The 18,422-nt window shown below is 62.4% G+C and carries 15 protein-coding genes; 6 read left to right on the plus strand and 9 right to left on the minus strand.

Annotation, left to right across the window (positions count from 1 at the left end):
- Positions 1-59: 59 nt before the first annotated feature.
- The 5 genes from K3163_RS08285 to K3163_RS08305 all read right to left on the minus strand — a co-directional run bounded on the left by K3163_RS08285 (position 60) and on the right by K3163_RS08305 (position 6,887).
- On the minus strand, positions 60-1,466 hold the full coding sequence (locus K3163_RS08285; RefSeq protein WP_221428353.1) for an NAD(P)H-dependent flavin oxidoreductase: 1,407 nt from the start codon (positions 1,464-1,466) through the stop codon (positions 60-62).
- A 42-nt stretch (positions 1,467-1,508) separates the two neighbouring features.
- A complete protein-coding gene (locus K3163_RS08290) occupies positions 1,509-2,216 on the minus strand; it encodes a class I SAM-dependent methyltransferase (RefSeq protein WP_221553779.1) in 708 nt (235 codons plus the stop codon).
- Complete coding sequence (gene prfB, locus K3163_RS08295) at positions 2,213-3,340, minus strand: peptide chain release factor 2 (RefSeq protein ID WP_221553780.1); 1,128 nt, start codon at positions 3,338-3,340, stop codon at positions 2,213-2,215. The genes K3163_RS08290 and prfB overlap by 4 nt, the downstream gene beginning before the upstream one ends.
- Positions 3,341-3,422: 82 nt before the next feature.
- Entirely contained in the window at positions 3,423-5,948 is a 2,526-nt protein-coding gene (locus K3163_RS08300) for a penicillin-binding protein 1A (protein WP_221553781.1), read from the minus strand.
- A gap of 75 nt (positions 5,949-6,023) precedes the next feature.
- Positions 6,024-6,887, minus strand: coding sequence for an N-acetylmuramoyl-L-alanine amidase family protein (locus tag K3163_RS08305; protein WP_221553782.1), 864 nt, complete (start codon positions 6,885-6,887; stop codon positions 6,024-6,026).
- A 435-nt stretch (positions 6,888-7,322) separates the two neighbouring features.
- Here K3163_RS08305 and K3163_RS08310 point away from each other — a divergent pair, with 435 nt between their 5' ends.
- Positions 7,323-10,022 carry an Rne/Rng family ribonuclease gene (locus K3163_RS08310; RefSeq protein WP_221553783.1) on the plus strand — a complete coding sequence of 900 codons (2,700 nt, stop codon included), beginning with the start codon at positions 7,323-7,325 and terminating at the stop codon, positions 10,020-10,022.
- A 68-nt stretch (positions 10,023-10,090) separates the two neighbouring features.
- Here the strand turns inward: K3163_RS08310 and K3163_RS08315 are convergent, their stop codons facing one another.
- The 3 genes from K3163_RS08315 to K3163_RS08325 all read right to left on the minus strand — a co-directional run bounded on the left by K3163_RS08315 (position 10,091) and on the right by K3163_RS08325 (position 12,874).
- Positions 10,091-10,726 carry a class I SAM-dependent methyltransferase gene (locus K3163_RS08315; RefSeq protein ID WP_221553784.1) on the minus strand — a complete coding sequence of 212 codons (636 nt, stop codon included), beginning with the start codon at positions 10,724-10,726 and terminating at the stop codon, positions 10,091-10,093.
- A 61-nt stretch (positions 10,727-10,787) separates the two neighbouring features.
- Positions 10,788-11,546, minus strand: a complete 759-nt coding sequence (locus K3163_RS08320; protein WP_221553785.1) for a nucleotidyltransferase family protein — start codon at positions 11,544-11,546, stop codon at positions 10,788-10,790.
- Positions 11,543-12,874 (minus strand): lipopolysaccharide biosynthesis protein, encoded by a 1,332-nt coding sequence (locus K3163_RS08325; protein WP_221553786.1) that lies wholly within the window; start codon positions 12,872-12,874, stop codon positions 11,543-11,545. Before K3163_RS08325 ends, K3163_RS08320 begins: the two co-directional genes overlap by 4 nt.
- Before the next feature lie 156 nt (positions 12,875-13,030).
- Between K3163_RS08325 and K3163_RS08330 the strand changes: the two genes are divergently transcribed.
- Positions 13,031-14,203 (plus strand): hypothetical protein, encoded by a 1,173-nt coding sequence (locus tag K3163_RS08330; RefSeq protein WP_221553787.1) that lies wholly within the window; start codon positions 13,031-13,033, stop codon positions 14,201-14,203.
- 4 nt (positions 14,204-14,207) lie between these two features.
- Positions 14,208-15,299 (plus strand): glycosyltransferase family 4 protein, encoded by a 1,092-nt coding sequence (locus K3163_RS08335; RefSeq protein WP_221553788.1) that lies wholly within the window; start codon positions 14,208-14,210, stop codon positions 15,297-15,299.
- On the opposite strand, the gene K3163_RS08340 is transcribed toward K3163_RS08335, so the two are convergent.
- Entirely contained in the window at positions 15,296-15,940 is a 645-nt protein-coding gene (locus K3163_RS08340) for an HAD-IB family phosphatase (RefSeq protein WP_221553789.1), read from the minus strand. The genes K3163_RS08335 and K3163_RS08340 overlap by 4 nt on opposite strands.
- Positions 15,941-16,062: 122 nt before the next feature.
- On the opposite strand from K3163_RS08340, the gene K3163_RS08345 reads away from it, so the two are divergent.
- Genes K3163_RS08345 through zapE form a run of 3 tightly spaced genes read left to right on the plus strand, consistent with a single transcriptional unit; the run spans position 16,063 to position 18,422 of the window.
- Entirely contained in the window at positions 16,063-16,845 is a 783-nt protein-coding gene (locus K3163_RS08345) for a succinate dehydrogenase iron-sulfur subunit (RefSeq protein ID WP_221428342.1), read from the plus strand.
- Between the two features lie 6 nt (positions 16,846-16,851).
- Positions 16,852-17,313 (plus strand): PaaI family thioesterase, encoded by a 462-nt coding sequence (locus tag K3163_RS08350; protein WP_221553790.1) that lies wholly within the window; start codon positions 16,852-16,854, stop codon positions 17,311-17,313.
- Entirely contained in the window at positions 17,310-18,422 is a 1,113-nt protein-coding gene (zapE, locus tag K3163_RS08355) for a cell division protein ZapE (protein WP_221553791.1), read from the plus strand. Before K3163_RS08350 ends, zapE begins: the two co-directional genes overlap by 4 nt.

The following is an 18,422-nucleotide window of genomic DNA, read 5'->3' on the forward strand; positions in this document are numbered from 1 at the left end:
CAATCCAGCGGATGAGAGGGGGCGCCTTGCTATCGTCGCTGTCGCCCCCACGCATCTGATCAGTCGCCCGTGAGAATGCGGTCCACGAGTTCCTTCACTGTCGGGGTGAAGTTGTTCGAATAGAACGGGTCCTGCTTGAAGCGGTAGGCCGCGTGACCTGCGAAGGCGAGGTTCTCGTCCGGATCGCCGCCGTGAGCGATGTCCTGAAGCGTCTTCTGGATGCAGAAGCTGCGCGGGTCGGCGAGGCGGCCGGTCGTGTGGTTGTCGTGATCTTTCCAGCTCGAGAACTGGCAGTGCGACAGGCAGCCCATGCAGCCCTGCTGGTCGGCACGGATCTGCTCGGCGCTTTCGGGCGTCACGAAGACGACCGTATCGTCAGGCGTCTTGAGCGCTTCGGTGAAGCCTTCGTGCATCCAGGCCTGCGCCTTTCGCTGGTCGCCGGGGTGGACGAAGAAGTACTTCGCCTTGCCGTGATCCATGAGCGGGATCGTGCCCTCTTCCTCGTCGCGCTTGAAGATCGGGATCTGGCGCTCGCTACGATGCATGAGATCGTAGAGGAACGGGGTCTTCACCGCGCTCGAGTAGAAGCCGGTGGGCGAGAACTTGTGCAGCAGCACGTCGCCGGGCTCGACCGTGCGCAGCATGTCCTTCCAGACCTGCGGGATCGGGCTTTCGTGGGTCAGCAGAGGACGCGTGCCGAACTGGAATGCGATCTTGCCAAGCTCGGGATTGTCGATCCAGTCGTTCCACTCGCGCAGGAACCAGACGCCGCCTGCCATGACGATGGCGACATCTTCGCTGACGCCTTCCGCGCGCATGGTGTCACGCAGCGCCTTCACGCGAGGATAGGGATCTTCGGGCTTGGTCGGGTCTTCCGCGTTCGAAAGGCCGTTGTGTCCGCCAGCCAGCCACGGGTCTTCGTAGACCACGGCGGCCATCAATTCGGGCACCTTCGAATAGCTGCGCTTCCACAGTGCGCGGAAAGCGCGGGCCGAGCTGATGATCGGAAGATAGTGGACGTTGTAGCGCGCTGCGATCTCGGCCAGCTTGTACGGCATGCCGGCCCCACAGGTCACGCCGGTGATCAGGCCCTTGCAGTTCTCCAGCACGCCTTCGAGGACCTGCTGTGCGCCGCCCATTTCCCAGAGCACGTTGATATTGATCGCGCCCTTGCCGTCGGCAATCTCATATGCGCGCTTTACCTGCTCGGTCGCACCGTCGATGCCGTAACGCACGAGCTGCTCGAAGCGCTCGACACGAGTAGCCTGAGGATAGACCTGCGGGATCGGATTTCCGTCATCGTCATAGCTGTCGGCATTCACCGCGCTGACTGTGCCGATGCCACCGGCAGCCGCCCAGGCGCCCGAGCTGGCATGATTCGTGGCGGAGACCCCCTTGCCGCCCTCGATAAGCGGCCAGACTTCGCGGCCACCGTAATTGATCGGGCTCAGCCCCTTGAAACTCATGAAAATTCTCTCTCGTTCTGGCGCCGCTGCGGGCGCACGCCCCTATTCTGGATTGTCGCTCCGGCAGGGCTTGATCTCTCCAGGCTCCGGCCTCTTAGCCGCTGCCTTGAACTGCGCATAGTACCCCGACAACTCGGGCGCGTCCTTGAATGCCACGAGCTCGAAGCCAACCCGCTCGAACTCGCACGACAGGAGAAGCGGGTCGATACCGTGCTGGTCGGTCGGCCGGTCACGGTCGACGACGATGACCTGGCCTTCATCCCGAAGAGCCGGCCACATCCGCCAGAGGAACTCGTAAGGCTGCTCGATCTCATGGTACATGTGGACCATGAATATCCGGTCGAAGCTGTCCGCGGGCAGCCGCGGATCGGCAAATTCGCCGCGCCTGATGGACACATTGTCGAGCCTGTACCGCTCGACCCGTCGCGCAAGCCGGTCGAGCGCATTCTGGTCGATATCCTGTGCCAGCACCCTGCCCTCCGCGCCCACGCGCTCGGCAAGCCGCACGGTATAGTAGCCATTGCCTGCGCCGATGTCGGCAACGGTCATACCGGTATCGATTTCGGCGAGGTCCATGACTTTCTGTGCTTCGCCCACGCTGTCGCGCTGGTCTTCGCTGGAAAACTCGTTCGAGCCGAGACCCGAGACCGGCCTGTCGGGGAGCGGGAAGCCCGGCGCCGCCTGCGGCTCGTCGGTGCAGCCGCCCAACGCCACGCTTGTAAGCAGAAGAAGGCTCGCAGCGCGGATCACTCGGCGTCCTCGACCTCGACTTTTTCGCCCGTCACACGCTGGGCGAGCGCCGCGGAGATGAACGGGTCGAGAGCGCCGTCAAGCACGTCGTCCGGCGTGGGCGACTGAACGCCCGTCCGCAGGTCCTTGACCATCTGGTAGGGCTGCAAGACGTAGCTGCGGATCTGGTGGCCCCAACCGATGTCGCTCTTTTCCTGGTATTCCCCGGAAGCGGCTGCCTCGCGCTCGGCCATTTCACGTTCGAACAGGCGAGCCTTGAGCATATTCATCGCAGTAGCCTTGTTCTTGTGCTGGCTGCGATCGTTCTGGCTGGCCACGACGATACCGGTCGGCTGGTGGGTAATGCGAACGGCAGAGTCGGTCGTATTGACGTGCTGGCCGCCCGCACCGCTGGCGCGGTAGGTGTCGATCTTGAGGTCTGAGGGATTGATCTCGATGTCGATGTCGTCGTCGATCACCGGATAGACCCAGACAGAGCTGAAGCTGGTGTGGCGGCGGGCAGAGCTGTCGTACGGGCTGATGCGGACGAGGCGGTGCACACCGCTTTCGGTCTTGGCATAGCCATAGGCGTTCTCGCCCTTCAGCAGCAGGGTCGCGCTCTTGATGCCGGCCTGTTCGCCCGACTGGTATTCAACCGTTTCGACCTTGAACCCGCGGCGTTCCGCCCAGCGGGCGTACATGCGGAAGAGCATCTCGGCCCAGTCCTGGCTTTCGGTACCGCCAGCGCCTGCGTGGATTTCGATGTAGGTGTCGTTCGCATCCGCCTCGCCCGAAAGCAGCGCCTGCACCTTGTCGCGGTCGGCGCGCTCGGCGAGTGCGGTGAGGCTTGCCAGCCCCTCGCTCACGATATCGTCATCGCCCTCGGCCTCGCCCATTTCGACGAACTCGATTGCATCGCCCATTTCGCTCTCGATCTCGCGCACCGTGTTGATGGCGGTTTCGAGCCGCTTCTGCTCCTGCGTGATTGCCTGTGCCTGCTTGGGATCGTCCCACAGGGTCGGGTCCTGCACGCGGGCGTCAAGCTCGTCGAGGCGGCGCAGGGCGCGCTCCCAGTCGAGCGACTCACGCACCAGCGCAAGCGCTGCTTCGATACGGTCGATATTGGCCTGCCCTTCGGCACGCATAGATCAAGTCCTCACCAGATTGGTCCGCCCACCTAGCGCGCGGGCGTGGATTGTAAAGCGACGGGGCACTGCAGGATGGTGACTAATAGATGCCGCCCTGGTCCTCGACGAAGTCGGATGGCTGGTCGTCGCGTCCTTCGGTCCGGTCTCCGCTTACGGCCTGGCGCGCGCGGCGGATAAGCTCGAGGATTTCGCTACGCTCGGCTGCCAGCTGGTCGGACCTGGTCGAGCGTGCCGGCTCGGTATCGGGCTTGAACGCTTCCCAGATGACTGCTGCGCGAGGATCATCATCGGGCGTACCTTCGAACACGCGCTTGCCGGTACGGCGGTCGATCTTGACCATCCGGATACCCGGAGGGGCAATGAAACCGTCCGAGGTCCAGCGGTCGCTGGTCGCTTCGATGAATTCCTTCATGATCGGCGCAGCGGTGTTACCGCCCTGCACCCAACCGCCGAGATTCCGGGGCTGGTCGAAGCCGACATACATGCCGGCAATGATATCGGGCGTGCCGCCGACGAACCATGCATTGGTCGGACCATTGGTCGTTCCGGTCTTGCCGAAAAGCGGGAGACCCAGGCTGCGCAGGCGAACAGCGGTGCCTCGGGTAACGACGCCCTGCAGCATGTGTACGACCTGGAACGCGGTGCGGGGATCGAGAACCTGACGTCCACCCGGCTCGAAACGCGGCATGGGCTGCCCGTCCCATTCGGCCATGTTGCAGCCGGTACAATCGCGCCGGTCGCTGCGGTAGATCACCTTGCCGCGGCGGTCCTGGACGTAGTCGATGACGGAGCCCTCGTACTGGCGCCCCCAGTTGGCGAGCGCGGCATAAGCGTTGACCATCTTCGCAACCGTCGTGTCACCGGCGCCAAGCGCGAAGGAATAATACGGATCGTAGTCTCCGATGCCCACACGGCTGATCGTCTCGGTGACGTTTTCCATGCCGGTATCATCCGCGATATGCACCGTCATGAGGTTGCGGCTCTGCTCGAGGCCCCAGCGCATGGTGTGCTCACCGCCGCCGCCGCCGCCGAAGTTGCGGAAGCATTTCTCGCCTAGCTGTGCGCCCTGCCAAACACAGAACGTCTGGTCGGGCACCATCGAGGCAGGCGTCATGCCCTGGTCGAGAGCCGCTGCATAAACGAAAGGCTTGATCGTCGAGCCCGGCTGGCGGAGCGCCTGCGTCGCGCGGTTGAAGCTACCGAGCCTGCTGTCGAAACCGCCCTGCATGGCGAGGACCCGGCCGGTCCGCGGTGATGCGGCGAGAAAGGCGCCGGAAACCTCGGGCACGATGCGCAGGCGATAGCCCTCCCCCGACCGTTCAACTGCGACCACATCGCCAACCTTGATCGAGGCAGGCGCGCCCGAGAGCGAATAATCCTCGCCATCGGTCATCCCTACCTCGGGAGAGCTACCGCCCGTGGTCACCACGCCGACCTGCCAATCACGATAATTGATCGAGAGGTTGGAGGAGCGCAGCTGCGCGTGCAGTTCGCCGTTCTCCGGGTTAAGAGTGGCGATGGGACCACGATAACCGCGATTGCCGTGATAACGCAAAAGCTGTGCGCGAAGAGCATCGCGCGCTGCGTCCTGCAGCTCCACGTCCAGCGATGTGCGCACCCATAGGCCGCCGGCATAAACGCTGTTGCCCGTCGTTCCGCTTTCGCCGGTATCCTCGGCTGTCTCGCCGAAGCGTTCGATCAGCTGGCGGCGGACTTCCTCGAGGAAGTATCCGGCATCGGCCGAACGCTCGGTGCGTTGCTGGACGAGGCCGAGCGGCTGTCTTTTGGCCTGCTCGGCTTCTGCGGAAGAAACGAAATCGTTTGCGACCATCTGATCGAGCACGAAATTGCGGCGCGTGATCGCGAGATCCTCGTATCGCGCGCGGCCATAGCGTTCGGGTGCCTTCGGCAGGATGGCAAGGAATGCGGTCTCGTGCAGATCGAGCTCACCGACATCCTTGTCGAAATAGGCACGCGAAGCGGCCTGAACGCCGAAGCTGCGGCGACCGAGGGGAATTTCGTTGAGATAGAGCTCGAGAATTTCCTGCTTCGTGAGTACCTGCTCGATACGCTGCGCGAGGATCATTTCCTTGAGCTTGCGGGTGACCGAGTATTCGTCACCCAGGAGGAGGTTCTTCGCCACCTGCTGCGTGATGGTCGAACCACCGACTGCGCGCTCTCCCGAGCCGTACTTGGTGATGTAGTCAATGACCGCGTTGAGCGTACCGGTCAGGTCGACACCGCCATGGCTGAAGAAGGTCTTGTCCTCGGCGGAAAGGAAGGCTTCCACCATCTGCTGCGGGAAATCGACATACTGGAGCTGCACGCGGCGTTCGCGGGCATAGCTGTGCACGATCTCGCCATCGATCCCGCGCACCACGGTCGGCAGCGGAGTTTCATATTCGAGCAGGGAATCGGCTTCCGGAAGGTTGCGCGCAAGCGAAGCCCAGGCGAGCACCAGCAGCACGAGCGCGATGCCGATGAAATAGGTGAGCACGCGGAGCTTGCGGCTCTCGTGCCAGTTTTCACGCATCCATGCGGAGAACCGCGCAGGATCGCCCGCCAGGCGTTGCCGGACGTAATCGAGGCTGGGAATTGCAACCATACTGGGAACGGCCCCTAGCACGGGCATTCTCGACAGCGCCAGATGGAGAATCACCTCCTGGGCGTAAGCGGGTGGCTACTCGGCTTCTTCCCGCGCGAAATAGAGCCGGATTGCGCTTGCCATCACCTCGGCAAAGGTTTGCCTGCCTTCATCGGAAGCGAGCCTGCGAGCATCCTCCTCGTTCGAGATAAAACCGCTTTCGAAGAGCACCGACGGTGTATCCGGCGCGCGCAGGACGCGAAGGGCGGCGGAGCGACGGGCTTGCGGATGGAATTCGATCCGGCCTTCGCCGACGCGCTCGATCAGGGAGGCAAAACGCGCCGATTGCTCCTGGGTGCGGCGCTGGGACAGCTCGATCAGGATATTGCCGACCGAATCACTTTCCGCAGAAAGGTTCACGCCATTGAGCGTGTCCGAAGCATTCTCGCGCGCGGCGAAGATAGCCGCTGCCTGGCTCGATGCGCGCTCGGACAGGGTATAAATTGTCGCGCCTGCCACTTCGCCGACGTCGCCAGCGCTGTCGGCATGGATCGAAAGGAAGAGGTCGGCTTCGAGCCGCCGGGCGATCTCGTAACGATCGGCGTGGAGCAGGTAGCGATCTTCGTCACGTGTGAGCGCTACCCTCGCAACGCCGAGTTCCTGCAACCTGTCCCTCAGCGCCAGCGCCAGATCCAGCACCAGGCGTTTCTCGACATAGCCCTGCGATGTCGCGCCGGGGTCATGCCCTCCATGTCCGGGGTCGATGACGACCAGCGGAAGGCTTTCGTCGCCCTGGATTTCCGGCAATTCGATCGGCGAATTATCCGTCGGCAATTCTGCCCGCATCACGAAGCCCGGCCCCTTGCCCACAAGGCCGGACTGGTGGGCGAAAAGGACCAGTGCCGCGACCACAACGAGCGGAAAAAGCACGAGGGCAAGGATATGCGCGCGCCGGGACATCGGCCTAGCGTTAGGGGCATAACTCCGGACAGCGCAATATAGTTGCCGAGCGATACCCACGGTGCTAGCGAACTGAAATCCGGGAAACCGGTGCCTCCGATCGGCGCGTTCAACTCGCGACGAAGAGGGTCACTTCCCGGGCCTTGCCGATGTCATCCCGGCCTCGGCCCCGAATGAACAGGTTGATGCAGGACGCACTTCACCCCCTTACGAACGGACAGATGCAGGCGGCTTGCCGCTGTGCGACTTCGGCTCGATGGGCGGTCCCGACCAGGGACCAGGGCCTCCTTGCAGACACGAATCACCGGACTCTCGCGAAAGCGATGAGCCGGTTCCCGAATGCCGCAAGCCGTTACAAGGCAAGCGGATTTCCAACACTGACGCGCGAATGGAGCGACGGGCGAGACCCGCGCACTCGCGCATGGAGAATAATCAATGGCAACGCGCATGCTCATCGACGCGCGCCACCAGGAAGAAACCCGGGTGGCAGTCCTCAAGGGAAACCGGATTGAGGAATTCGATTTTGAATCTGCCGACAAGCGGCAGATCAAGGGCAACATCTACCTCGCCAAGGTAACCCGGGTAGAACCATCGCTTCAGGCGGCATTCGTCGATTTCGGCGGCAACCGTCACGGCTTCCTCGCCTTCAGCGAAATCCACCCCGACTACTATCAGATTCCCAAGGAAGACCGCGAAGCCCTGCTCGCTGCCGAGGCTGAAGTCGCGGAAGAAGAGCAGCGCCTGCGCGCCGAAGAGGAAGAGCGCGGCGAAATGCCCGGCGACGAATACGACGCCGAGGACGAAAGCGCCGAAGCCCTCGCCGAAGAAATCGCCGAAGATGGCCTCGAGGAAGTCGACACCTCCGACAAGGACAAGGTCGCGACCATCGAGGAAGGCCAGCTTGACGGTGACGAGGACGAGGAAGACGACGAAGACGAGGACGACGAGGAAGAAGCCGACGAGAAGCCCAAGGGTCGCGGACGCCGCGGCCGTGGCCGCCGTCAGGGCAAGGGTCGCACCCGCGCCAAGGAAGTCGATGAAGCGCGCGCCAAGCGCATGGCTCTGCGTCGCAAGTACAAGATCCAGGACGTCATCCAGCGCCGCCAGGTCCTGCTCGTCCAGGTCGTCAAGGAAGAGCGTGGCAACAAGGGCGCCGCGCTGACCACCTACCTCAGCCTCGCCGGCCGCTACACGGTTCTCATGCCGAACAGCAGCCACGGCGGTGGCATCAGCCGCAAGATCAACTCGGCAAGCGACCGCAAGCGCCTCAAGCAGGTGGTCTCCGACCTCAACCTGCCGCGCAGCATGGGCCTGATCGTCCGTACCGCGGGCCTCAGCCGCACCAAGACCGAGATCAAGCGCGACTTCGACTATCTCGCCCGTCTTTGGGACGAAATTCGCGAGAAGACTCTGGCATCGGCGGCCCCTGCCCTGATCCATTCGGACAGCGACCTCATCAAGCGCGCCATCCGCGACATCTACAACCGCGATATCGAGGAAGTCGTGGTCGAGGGCGAGGAAGGCTACAAGTCGGCCAAGGCCTTCATGAAGATGCTCATGCCCAGCCATGCACGCCGGGTGAAGCAGTATGCCGACCCCGTGCCGCTCTTCCAGCGCTATGGCGCGGAAGACCAGCTCAAGGCGATGTATGATCCGGTGGTCCAGCTCAAGTCGGGCGGCTACCTCGTGATCAACCCGACCGAGGCTCTGGTCTCGATCGACATCAACTCCGGTCGCTCCACCAAGGAGCACAATATCGAGCAGACCGCGCTCCACACCAACCTGGAAGCGGCCAAGGAAATCGCTCGCCAGCTGCGCCTGCGCGACATGGCGGGTCTCGTGGTCATCGACTTCATCGACCAGGAGCACCACTCGAACACCCGCAAGGTCGAGCGTGCCATGAAGGATGCGCTCAAGACCGACCGCGCTCGCATCCAGGTGGGCCGCATCTCGAGCTTCGGCCTGATGGAAATGAGCCGCCAGCGCCTGCGTACCGGCGTGCTTGAGGCGACGACCCGCGAATGTCCGCACTGCGACGGCACCGGCCTCGTCCGCACCGCCAGCTCCGCGGGCCTCTCGGCGCTGCGCCTCATCGAAGAGGAATCGGCCAAGGGCAAGGGAACGCGTATCCGCCTCGCGGCCAGCACCGAGGCGGCGGTCTACCTGCTCAACGAAAAGCGCCAGGAACTCATGGAGATCGAGAGCCTCTACGGCGTTTCGGTCGAAGTCGTCCCCGAGGGCGAGGACGAAGGCGCTAAGATGACCGTATCCAGCCACGGTCCCAAGCCTAAAGATGCTCCCAAGTTCGAAACCCTTGTCGACGAAGACGAGGATGAAGACGAAGACATCGACACCACGGATGAAGACGAGGATGACGATGATCGTCCGCGCAAGAAGCGCCGTCGCCGCCGTGGTGGCCGCGGACGCAACAAGAAGCGCGAGCAGTCCGAGGACCAGGACGAATCCGAGGAAGACAGCGACGAAGAGACCTCCGAGGAGGACGACGACGGCGAAGAAAAGCCGAAGAAGCGTCGTCGTCGTGGCGGACGCCGCCGCGGCGGTCGTGGTCGCGGCAAGGGCAATGGCGAGGAAATAACCTCTGAAGATGCCGAGAAGCTCGAAGAGGTCTCGGAGCAGGTGAAGGACGACATGGCAGTTGTCGCCGGTCCGGAAGATGCACCGGAAACCGCGGAAGCCGCAGCCGAGGAGAAGCCCAAGAAGCGCACCACCCGTCGCAAGAAGAAGGCTGACGAAGCCCCGGCTGAAAAGGCCGAGGCCGCTCCAGAGGAAGCTGCGGCTGAAGAGAAGCCGAAGCCAAAGCGGACCCGCAAGAAGAAGGCGGAGACCGAAGAGGCCACTGAGGAAGCTCCCAAGCCGAAGCGTACGCGCAAGAAGAAGGCCGAGCCTGCTGCCGAAGAGGAAACTCCCGCAGAAGAAGCACCCAAGCCGAAGCGCACGCGCAAGAAAAAAGCCGATGCGGATGAGACCGCAAAGGTCGCAAAACAGGCCAAGGAAGACTTGGCTGTCGTTGCCGGACCCGACGACGCGGCACAGACTTCGGAAGCGGCCGGGGGTTCGAATGACGCTGACGGAAAGCCCAAGCGCGGCTGGTGGCAGCGCACTTTCGGCGAATAGAGACCTGGTATTCCCCGCCCTGCACTCTCGCGGGGCGGGGAGTTACCGGCTGATTGTCGAAACCGGCGTCAGGCGCCTGTGCGCCGCGCCACACCCCATTCCATCCAGCCCATGACCTTCGGAGTCTTGTCGAGATAGGCCTGCCCGATGGGCTCGACTTCGAATCCGGCACCGCGAAGCGCCGAACCGATCGGCCTGGTCAGGTGGCATCCACCTGCAAGAGGTTTCCATGCAGGTTCGATCCGTTCCTGCCACTTCGCCACGTTCTCGTCCGGCGCCTTGCCGTGCTCGAGAAACAGCAATTTCCCGCCCGGCTTCAGGATCCTTCGTAATTCGGACAAGACCTGCGCAGGATCGTCGACCGTACACAGCGTGTAGGTGCACACCGCCGTGTCGAAGGTGCTGGTAGCAAATGGAATATCCTCACCGACACCCTGTCGGATATCGTGATCCCAGCCCTTTGCGCGGGCTCGCTCGCGCGCGCCTTCGAGCAGTTTTTCATGGGGATCTATACCGGCAAATCCGGTGATCTTGTCGCTATCGTAGAGGGCCTGGTTGAGGCCGCCACCGCAACCCAGTTCGAAGACGTTACCTTCCGCAAGCGGAACGACCTGCCGCCTGCGCTTTTCGATCCCTTTCTGGCCGCAAGCCAGCGTGATCAATCGCGGCATAACATGCGCATCGTACCAGCGTTTGACGCCCACCACGTCCTCCCCAGGCTCGCGATTCGTTAACCATGTTTAACGCGAAACGCGCCGATGGGGACTATTTTTCGGTCCGGCCCGCGACGAGTGCCCGGACTGCTGCCAGATCTTCGGCCTTGTCCACATCGACCGCCGCAAGGCCGTTTTCCGCGGAAACGAGCGCCGCCTTCACTCCGATCCTCAATCCAAGCCGAGACAGGCCTTCGGCAAGGGTCAGCCGCCCGAACAGCATCGACAGCAGCGTCGAAAAGCCGAGCCGGGCCGCGATCCGCCATGGACGCTTTCGGTCTGCTTCGACCATGCCCCACACGTCAATCGCGCGGCGGGCGTCGACCGTCTTCAGGTAGAATAGATTGCAGCCCGACCAGTGACCGTCGGCAAAGCGGAGGTAGGTCCTGCGGGTGCCCGGCATGGCAGCCTCGATCTTTTCCCGATGGGCCAGCATGACCGAAAGGTCCGCATCAGGCGGAGTATCCTCGACCAGCTGGGTAATCCAGGTGCCCTCTAGAAGCGCATGATCGCTGGTCGTAACGATCATCGGCGCTCCAAGCAGCTCGAACCCTGCCGCAACGCTGGCGCTCGGTCCCGCGCGGGTGGGTACCGTTTCTACATCGAGCTTACGGCAAAGCTCTGCCACAGCGCCCTCGTCGCAGCTGACGGCGATACGTTCGATCTGCGCATCGCGAAGTGCGCCAACGACACGTTCGAGGATCGTCTTCCCGCCGATCTCGATCAGCGCCTTGTGCTCGACTCCCTGTTCGGCGGCAAAAGGGTCTCCCCCTCTCCTGGTGCCAGCCAGCACGAGCGCACTCTGGATCACTGCGTGGCTTCCTTGCGGGCAAGAGCAGTCATCACTTGGCGAACCGTTATACTCATCACGATCCAAAGCACGGCAAGTCCGATCGCCACTGCGATCCCAACACCGATGGGGCCGAGCGGCACGAGCAAGAGAATGCCTACGGTAAGAACACCGACCGCAAGCGCGCGGATGAGAAGCGGATAGATGGCGTGCCCGGTCGAGTAGAGCAGCGGCTCGTAGGTTACCGAAGCAAGTTCGAACGAAGCGCCGATCGCCAGCGGGATAAGGATGGCGGCACCGCGGACATAGTCCTCGCCGCCGATGAGAAGCAGCAGCGGCTCGCCGAGGAACACGGCGAGAAGCGTGACCACTGCCCCGCCCCCTGCTGCCATGACCGTCGTCTGCCGCACCAGCTTGCGGAAGTGCTCGATCGAATGCGTGGTCCGCGCGACTGCGAACTCGGGGAAGATCGCGCGTGCGAGCAGCCCCGAAAGCTTGCCGATGCCCTGCGCCAGCTGGTCGGCCAGTCGGTAAAGACCGGCCGCACTCGTGCCGAGGAAATAGCCGACCGCGAGAAGCGGCCCCTGCTTGTAAAGCGCGTCCAGCGTCGAAGAGAAATAGGTGATCGCGAAGAATTTGGGCAGGTCCGGATTGCTGCGCAACGTCTCTCGGGCGAAGCCGAAATTGCGCAGATTCATGGCCTGCGGAACTAGGCGCCAGGCTACGATCCAGTAAAGGAAACCCACGAGCAGGTCGAAAAACGCCCATGCAAAGAGGAAACGCTCGACCGTCGGCCCGACCAGAACGATGACGAAGGAAGCAATAAGCCGTCCAGCGGGGACGATCGCTTCGACATAGATGGCAAGATCGAAACGATCGAGCACCCTGACTATCCCGTTAGGTGTCGTCATCCGCGACCAGAGTAACGCGCAAGCGAACCAGAAGGCGGTGTCGATGTAGCGCGGATTGAGCTCCAGCATCTGGCCGAAGCCGTAGAAAACGGTCGCCGCAATAAGGCAACCGACAACGGCTCCCCCGACATCGATGCCGCCGCAGGTCCAGATCAGCCTGCCGAAACGCCCCCAGTCCTTGTCCCTCAGAGGCTCGGCACCGAACTTAACCACCGTCTGCCAGGTCTGGAAGCTCGCCAGCGCGACGAGAGCGAGCGCCGTTGCGAAAATGAGCGAGAAGTGACCGAAATCCTTGAGACCCAGCGAGCGGGACAGGATGGCGAGATAAGCGATCGAGCAGACCGCTCCGAAGCCCTTGCCGCCCATCAGCCAGGCCACATTCTTGAGGATGTTGGCAAACCCGTTGCGACGGGGGCGGATCGTCGGGTCCGTCTCCATGGCAGGGGTCCTTATGCGTAAATGCGGCACGATCGGACGGTGGCGTCCGGCTAAACTCTTGGCCGGACCCCTAGTCGATAGAGCGGCAATGGCAAATAGCTTCCTGCGCGAAAGGCCTTGCATGGCGATGCGCAATGCCTATCCGGTGACCCCGCGATGCCCCGCGCCCTGTTCCTCTTCAACCACGATGCAGCCCATCAGGTTGCCCACCTCGCGCCCGTCGCGGCGGCGATGGCACGCGACCATCGCGACATAGAGACCGTGATCGCCTACTCCGGCCCGGCAATCCGTGCACGGATCGAGGGGTTGATCGATCCCGAAGATGTGGCGCTCATCCGCTGGGAGGAGCTTGACCTCACCGGCGCGACGAAACTTCTGACAGGCATTTTCGATCGCTTGCTCCCGGCCTCACGGCTGGCGCGGTTGCGAGTCCACGAGAAGCTGTTTGCGGAAAGCGATGCGGTGATTTCGACGGAGCGCACCTGCCTTCGGGTCCAGAAGCGACTTGGACCTGAGCGCGCGCCCCTCTTCATTCGCGTCCCCCACGGCACGGGTGATCGCAGCGTGACGTTCCACCCCGATCATCGCCGGTTCGATTTAAGCCTCGTTGCCGGCCCGAAGATGGCTGAGCAACTGGCGGCAAATGGCGTGGATCCGGCACGCATCCGCGTCACGGGATACTCCAAGTTCGAAGGTATCGACCTGTCGGCCAATCCCGATTTCTTTGAGAATGGGCGCCCCACCCTCGTCTACAACCCGCATTTCGATCCGCATTTGTCGAGCTGGTACGAAGCGGGACCCGAGTTGTTACGGTGGTTCGCCAGCGAAAAAGGGCAGGCGTTCAACCTGATCTTCGCTCCGCATGTCATGCTCTTCCGCAAGGCGATGCATGTCTCGCCGGAGTACAAGATCGCGAAGCGACGTCCCGATGTGCCCGAAGAAGCCATGGAAGCTGCAAATATTCTCGTCGATGTCGACGGACCGCGGCTCTTCGATATGAGCTACATGTTGTCTGCAGACGGATACATCGGCGACGCCTCCAGCCAGCTTTACGAATACCTCGCTCGCCCGCGCCCGGTCTTCTTGCTTGATCCGAACAATGCCTTGCAAGAACAGGGTGAGCGCGAGCTGCCCTTCCTCACGACAGGCCCATGCGCCTCGAGCGTGGCGGACCTTGCCGCGCTTCTGGCAGAGCTCGAGTCGGTCGGGGAACAATATCGCGAGGTACAACAACGCCTCATCGCCCATACTTTCGATCCGTCGGACGAGCCGCCTTCGTCGAGGGCCGCTCAAGCTATCGCTGATGCAATCTCGGCGCAGCGGTCCTGAACCGATGAAAATCGCCTATTTCATCAATTCGATGGAAGGTGGTGGCGCGCAATCGCCGCTACCGAAAATCGTTAGGGCGCTGGAAAAGGCCGGTGCCGAAGTGCGGGTTTTCGCCCTTTCACGAAGGAACGGGTTAGCCATACCAACCCTCCGCGCAGAGGGTGTGGAACCCATTGTGCGTGACGGCGGCGAGAAAGATCATCTCGCCGCAATTCGATGGATGGAGCAGCAGGCGCGTGACTTCGACGCAGATGTCATCTGGACATCGCTGACCCGTGCGACCCTGCTCGGACAGATCGCGGGCAGAAAACATCGCCTGCCGGTAGTCAGCTGGCAACACAACGCTTTCCTGAAACCGTGGAACGAGCGGCTGCTACGCTGGCGGGTCGGTGCATCGGACCTGTGGGTAGCAGATAGCGCGCAGGTCGCCGCTCTGACACGCGACCGGCTTGGCGTTGCCGAGGAGGATTGCGTCACCTGGCCGATCTTCGCTGCGGATCCATCCGCACCGCAGGCAACCGAATGGAAAGCGGGCGAGGTCCTGGAAATCGGAAGTCTCGGCCGATTGCACCCGGCAAAGGGATACGACTTCCTCATCGATGCGCTTGCACTGCTGAATGAGCGGGGGTTCTGCCCGAACACGGATTTCCGCATTCGCATAGCCGGCCTCGGTCAGGACGAAGCGGACCTGAAAACGCAAGCGGCACACGCCGGTGTCGATCAGGTCGAGTTCGTGGGCTTCGCCGAAGACCCGAAGGCGTTCCTTGCGGGCCTACATCTCTACCTCCAGCCTTCCCGGCGGGAAGGATTCTGTATCGCGGCGCATGAAGCGATGCAGGCGGGTCTGCCTGTCATTACCTCACAAACGGGCGAAATGCCGTTCACGGTAAAATCCCAAGAAGTAGGTCTGACCTTTCCGGTTGGAGACGTGCCTGCCCTTGCCGATGCGCTTGAGAATCTACTTTCCCGACCAAAGGATCTGGCTCGAATGGGTCGCAACGCGCGCGAGCGGGTCCTTGACCGTTTCTCGCTGGAAAAGTTCGACAAGATTGGCGCCGAAATTGTCTCGCGGATCAGCGGTCTGACCGCGAGCTAGAGCGAGCCGTCGATAACCCGCCAACCGCGTGCTTCGGCGCGCTTCTTCTTGGCGGTGCTCTGGGTCACGAAAACAGGGTCATCGGCAAGCTCGAGCAATGGCTCATCCGCAAAACTGTCGCTGACGAAGCGCATGCCTGCATTGTCCGGGTCCTCGCCCAGCCAGTCGGCAACCCGATTGCACTTTGCAGTACCGTAGCAATTGCCGCCGGGTATCGTGCTTCCGTCCCATCGCGTGGCGATCACTTCGTCGATGCGGAGCTTCTCGGCGAAGGCTCTCGCGTAGAACTCGAAAGCCGCAGTGGCGATCGCCAGGCGCCTCCCGGCAGAGCGGTCTTCCTCAACCATCGCGATCACGCCTTCAATCCATCCCGCGCTGTCGAGATGGGCATCCGCAAATTCGCGTCCGATGGCCTGCAACTCGGCGAGTTCACGGCGGCCGAGCATCAGCCGCATGCCCATCGTCTTGAGGCGTGTGCGATCGTAGAAACCGATGCGGTATCCGATCATCAGCAGCACCCAGACAGGCATCAAGGCTAGTCGGCCAGGTGTCAGTCGACGCGCTGCAAATGCAAGGAACGGCGTGAAGGTCGCGCGCCGCACCAGCGTCTTGTCGAGATCGTAGATTGCCACCTTAATCACGCAGTCGCAGTGCCAGCTTCGCTAAGCTGCATCAAGCGGTGCAAAATTCGCTACCCTCACCCCCTTGCACCATGCGTTGCAACGGGTAGAGAGGGGCCAAACGAAGTCAGGATCGAATACACATGGCGACCTTCACTCTCCCGAAGAACTCCAAGATCAGCGGCAAGGGACGCACGCACAGCGCCGAAGGCGGTGATCGCGTCAAGAAGTTCAAGATCTATCGCTACGATCCGGATACCGGCGAGAACCCGCGCTACGACACCTTCGAGATCGATCTCGACGATTGCGGCCCGATGGTTCTCGACGCGCTGTTCAAGATCAAGAACGAGATCGATCCCACGCTGACCTTCCGTCGCTCGTGCCGCGAAGGCATCTGCGGTTCGTGCTCGATGAACCTCAACGGCAAGAACGGCCTCGCCTGCACCACCGCGATCGACGATCTCAAGGGTGAAATCCGCATCACCCCTCTGCCGCATATGGAAGTCATCAAGGACCTCGTCCCCGACTTCACCCACTTCTATGCCCAGTACGCCAGCATCCGTCCGTGGCTGCAGACCGTGTCGCCCACGCCCAGCGGCAAGGAGCGCCTTCAGTCGCCGGAACAGCGCGAAAAGCTCGACGGTCTTTACGAGTGCATCCTGTGCGCATGCTGTTCGACTTCGTGCCCGAGCTATTGGTGGAACAGCGACAAGTTCCTCGGCCCTGCCATCCTCCTTCAGGCCTATCGCTGGCTGGCGGACAGCCGTGACGAAATGACGGGTGAGCGCCTCGACCAGCTGGAAGATCCCTTCCGCCTGTATCGCTGCCACACGATCATGAACTGCGCGAATGTCTGCCCCAAGGGTCTCAGCCCTGCCAAGGCAATCGCCGAAACGAAGAAGATGATGGCCGAACGCGCCATCTAAGCGCACGTGGCACTTCCCGACGACGTTTTCGAGCATGGGCCCGATCCGGAAAATCCGGGCTGGCGGCACTGGAATCTCAAGGATGAAACGCTGTTCAACGGCGCGGTGATGGGCAAGCTCATCACCCGCGTCGAAGATGACGGCAGGCATTCGCGCCTGCGCATGTTTCCCGAGCGCAAGCACGAGAACCTCCAGGGCATCATCCACGGGGCGGTAACGCTCTCGCTGATCGACATTTCGCTCTTTACGACGATGCACACTCTCGGAAGCGGCAATGCCGGCCCTTCGGTCACGCTCGAACTTTCCACCCAGTTCACGGGCGGAGGGAAGCCCGACATGCCCCTCGACGCGGTAACCGAAATCGTGCGCGAGACCGGCGGTCTCGTCTTCGTTCGCGGCATGGTCGTGCAGGAAGACCACAAGGTCGCCTCATTCTCCGGTATCGTGAAGAAGATGCGCCCCAAATGAGCGGGATGCTGGCCCGTTACGAGCGGCTGGTCGCAGCCGAAGAGCTGCAACACGATCCCGACCAACGCCGCGCGGCAGAGCGACTGGACCGGCTCCAGAAGGACCTCGAAGCCCACAGTCCTGGTGGCCTGCTAAGCCAGCTTTTCCGTCCGAAGAAGGTGCGTCCGCAGGGCGTCTACATGTGGGGCGGTGTCGGTCGCGGCAAGTCGATGCTGATGGACCTGTTCGTCGAGACTCTCTCGATCGAGGAAAAGCGGCGTGTCCATTTCCACGAGTTCATGCTCGAGGTCGATCGACGCATCCGCGACGAGCGCAAGAAAGAAAGCGGCGATCCGATCGCCCCGGTCGCTTCCGCCATTGCCGAGGAGGTACGCTGCCTCGCTTTCGACGAGATGGTGGTCAACAACACGGCCGATGCGGCCATCATGGCCCGCCTCTTCACGGCACTGATCTGCGACGAGGGCGTTACCATCGTCACCACCAGCAACAGGCCGCCGTCCGATCTCTACAAGGATGGGCTCAACCGCTCGCTGTTCCTGCCGTTCATCGACCTCGTGCAGGCCGAACTCGACGTCATGCCACTCAATGGCCCGACCGATTACCGGCTCGACCGGCTCGGCGACATCGCGAGCTGGCACACGCCGCTGGGCGACGAGGCGACGTCACAGGTCCGCGAAGCCTTCTTCCGCCTGACCGATTACAAGCCGGAAGACGCTGCCAATGTGCCCAGCGGAGAGCTGGGCCTCGGCGGAGGCCGCACATTGCACGTGCCGAAGAGCCTGAAGGGCGTCGCCGTCTTCAGCTTCAAGCGCCTGTGCAGCGAGAACCGGGGCGCGGCAGACTATCTGGCCATCGCTCAGGCCTATCACACCGTTATCGTGGTGGGCATTCCGCGCCTGTCCCCCGAGAATCGCAACGAGGCGATCCGCTTCACCAAGCTCATCGACGCGTTGTATGAGAACAATGTGAAGCTTTTCGCCACTGCCGCTGCAGAGCCGGAAGAGCTCTATGTCTCAGGCGACGGCGCGTTCGAGTTCGAGCGGACCGTGAGCCGCCTTAAGGAAATGCAGAGCGCCGATTACATGGCCCGCGGTCACGGAAAGGGCTGA

The sequence above is a fragment of the Qipengyuania xiapuensis genome (genome assembly GCF_019711395.1).
Taxonomy (GTDB): Bacteria; Pseudomonadota; Alphaproteobacteria; order Sphingomonadales; family Sphingomonadaceae; genus Qipengyuania; species Qipengyuania xiapuensis.

Excerpts from the sequence above, each read along its gene's own strand:
- K3163_RS08325 (WP_221553786.1), bottom strand. The coding sequence starts at position 12,874 with ATGGAGACGGACCCGACGATCCGCCCCCGTCGCAACGGGTTTGCCAAC.
- prfB (WP_221553780.1), bottom strand. The coding sequence starts at position 3,340 with ATGCGTGCCGAAGGGCAGGCCAATATCGACCGTATCGAAGCAGCGCTT.
- K3163_RS08335 (WP_221553788.1), top strand. The coding sequence starts at position 14,208 with ATGAAAATCGCCTATTTCATCAATTCGATGGAAGGTGGTGGCGCGCAA.
- K3163_RS08310 (WP_221553783.1), top strand. The coding sequence starts at position 7,323 with ATGGCAACGCGCATGCTCATCGACGCGCGCCACCAGGAAGAAACCCGG.
- zapE (WP_221553791.1), top strand. The coding sequence starts at position 17,310 with ATGAGCGGGATGCTGGCCCGTTACGAGCGGCTGGTCGCAGCCGAAGAG.
- K3163_RS08285 (WP_221428353.1), bottom strand. The coding sequence starts at position 1,466 with ATGAGTTTCAAGGGGCTGAGCCCGATCAATTACGGTGGCCGCGAAGTC.
- K3163_RS08300 (WP_221553781.1), bottom strand. The coding sequence starts at position 5,948 with ATGGTTGCAATTCCCAGCCTCGATTACGTCCGGCAACGCCTGGCGGGC.
- K3163_RS08305 (WP_221553782.1), bottom strand. The coding sequence starts at position 6,887 with ATGTCCCGGCGCGCGCATATCCTTGCCCTCGTGCTTTTTCCGCTCGTT.
- K3163_RS08330 (WP_221553787.1), top strand. The coding sequence starts at position 13,031 with ATGCCCCGCGCCCTGTTCCTCTTCAACCACGATGCAGCCCATCAGGTT.
- K3163_RS08345 (WP_221428342.1), top strand. The coding sequence starts at position 16,063 with ATGGCGACCTTCACTCTCCCGAAGAACTCCAAGATCAGCGGCAAGGGA.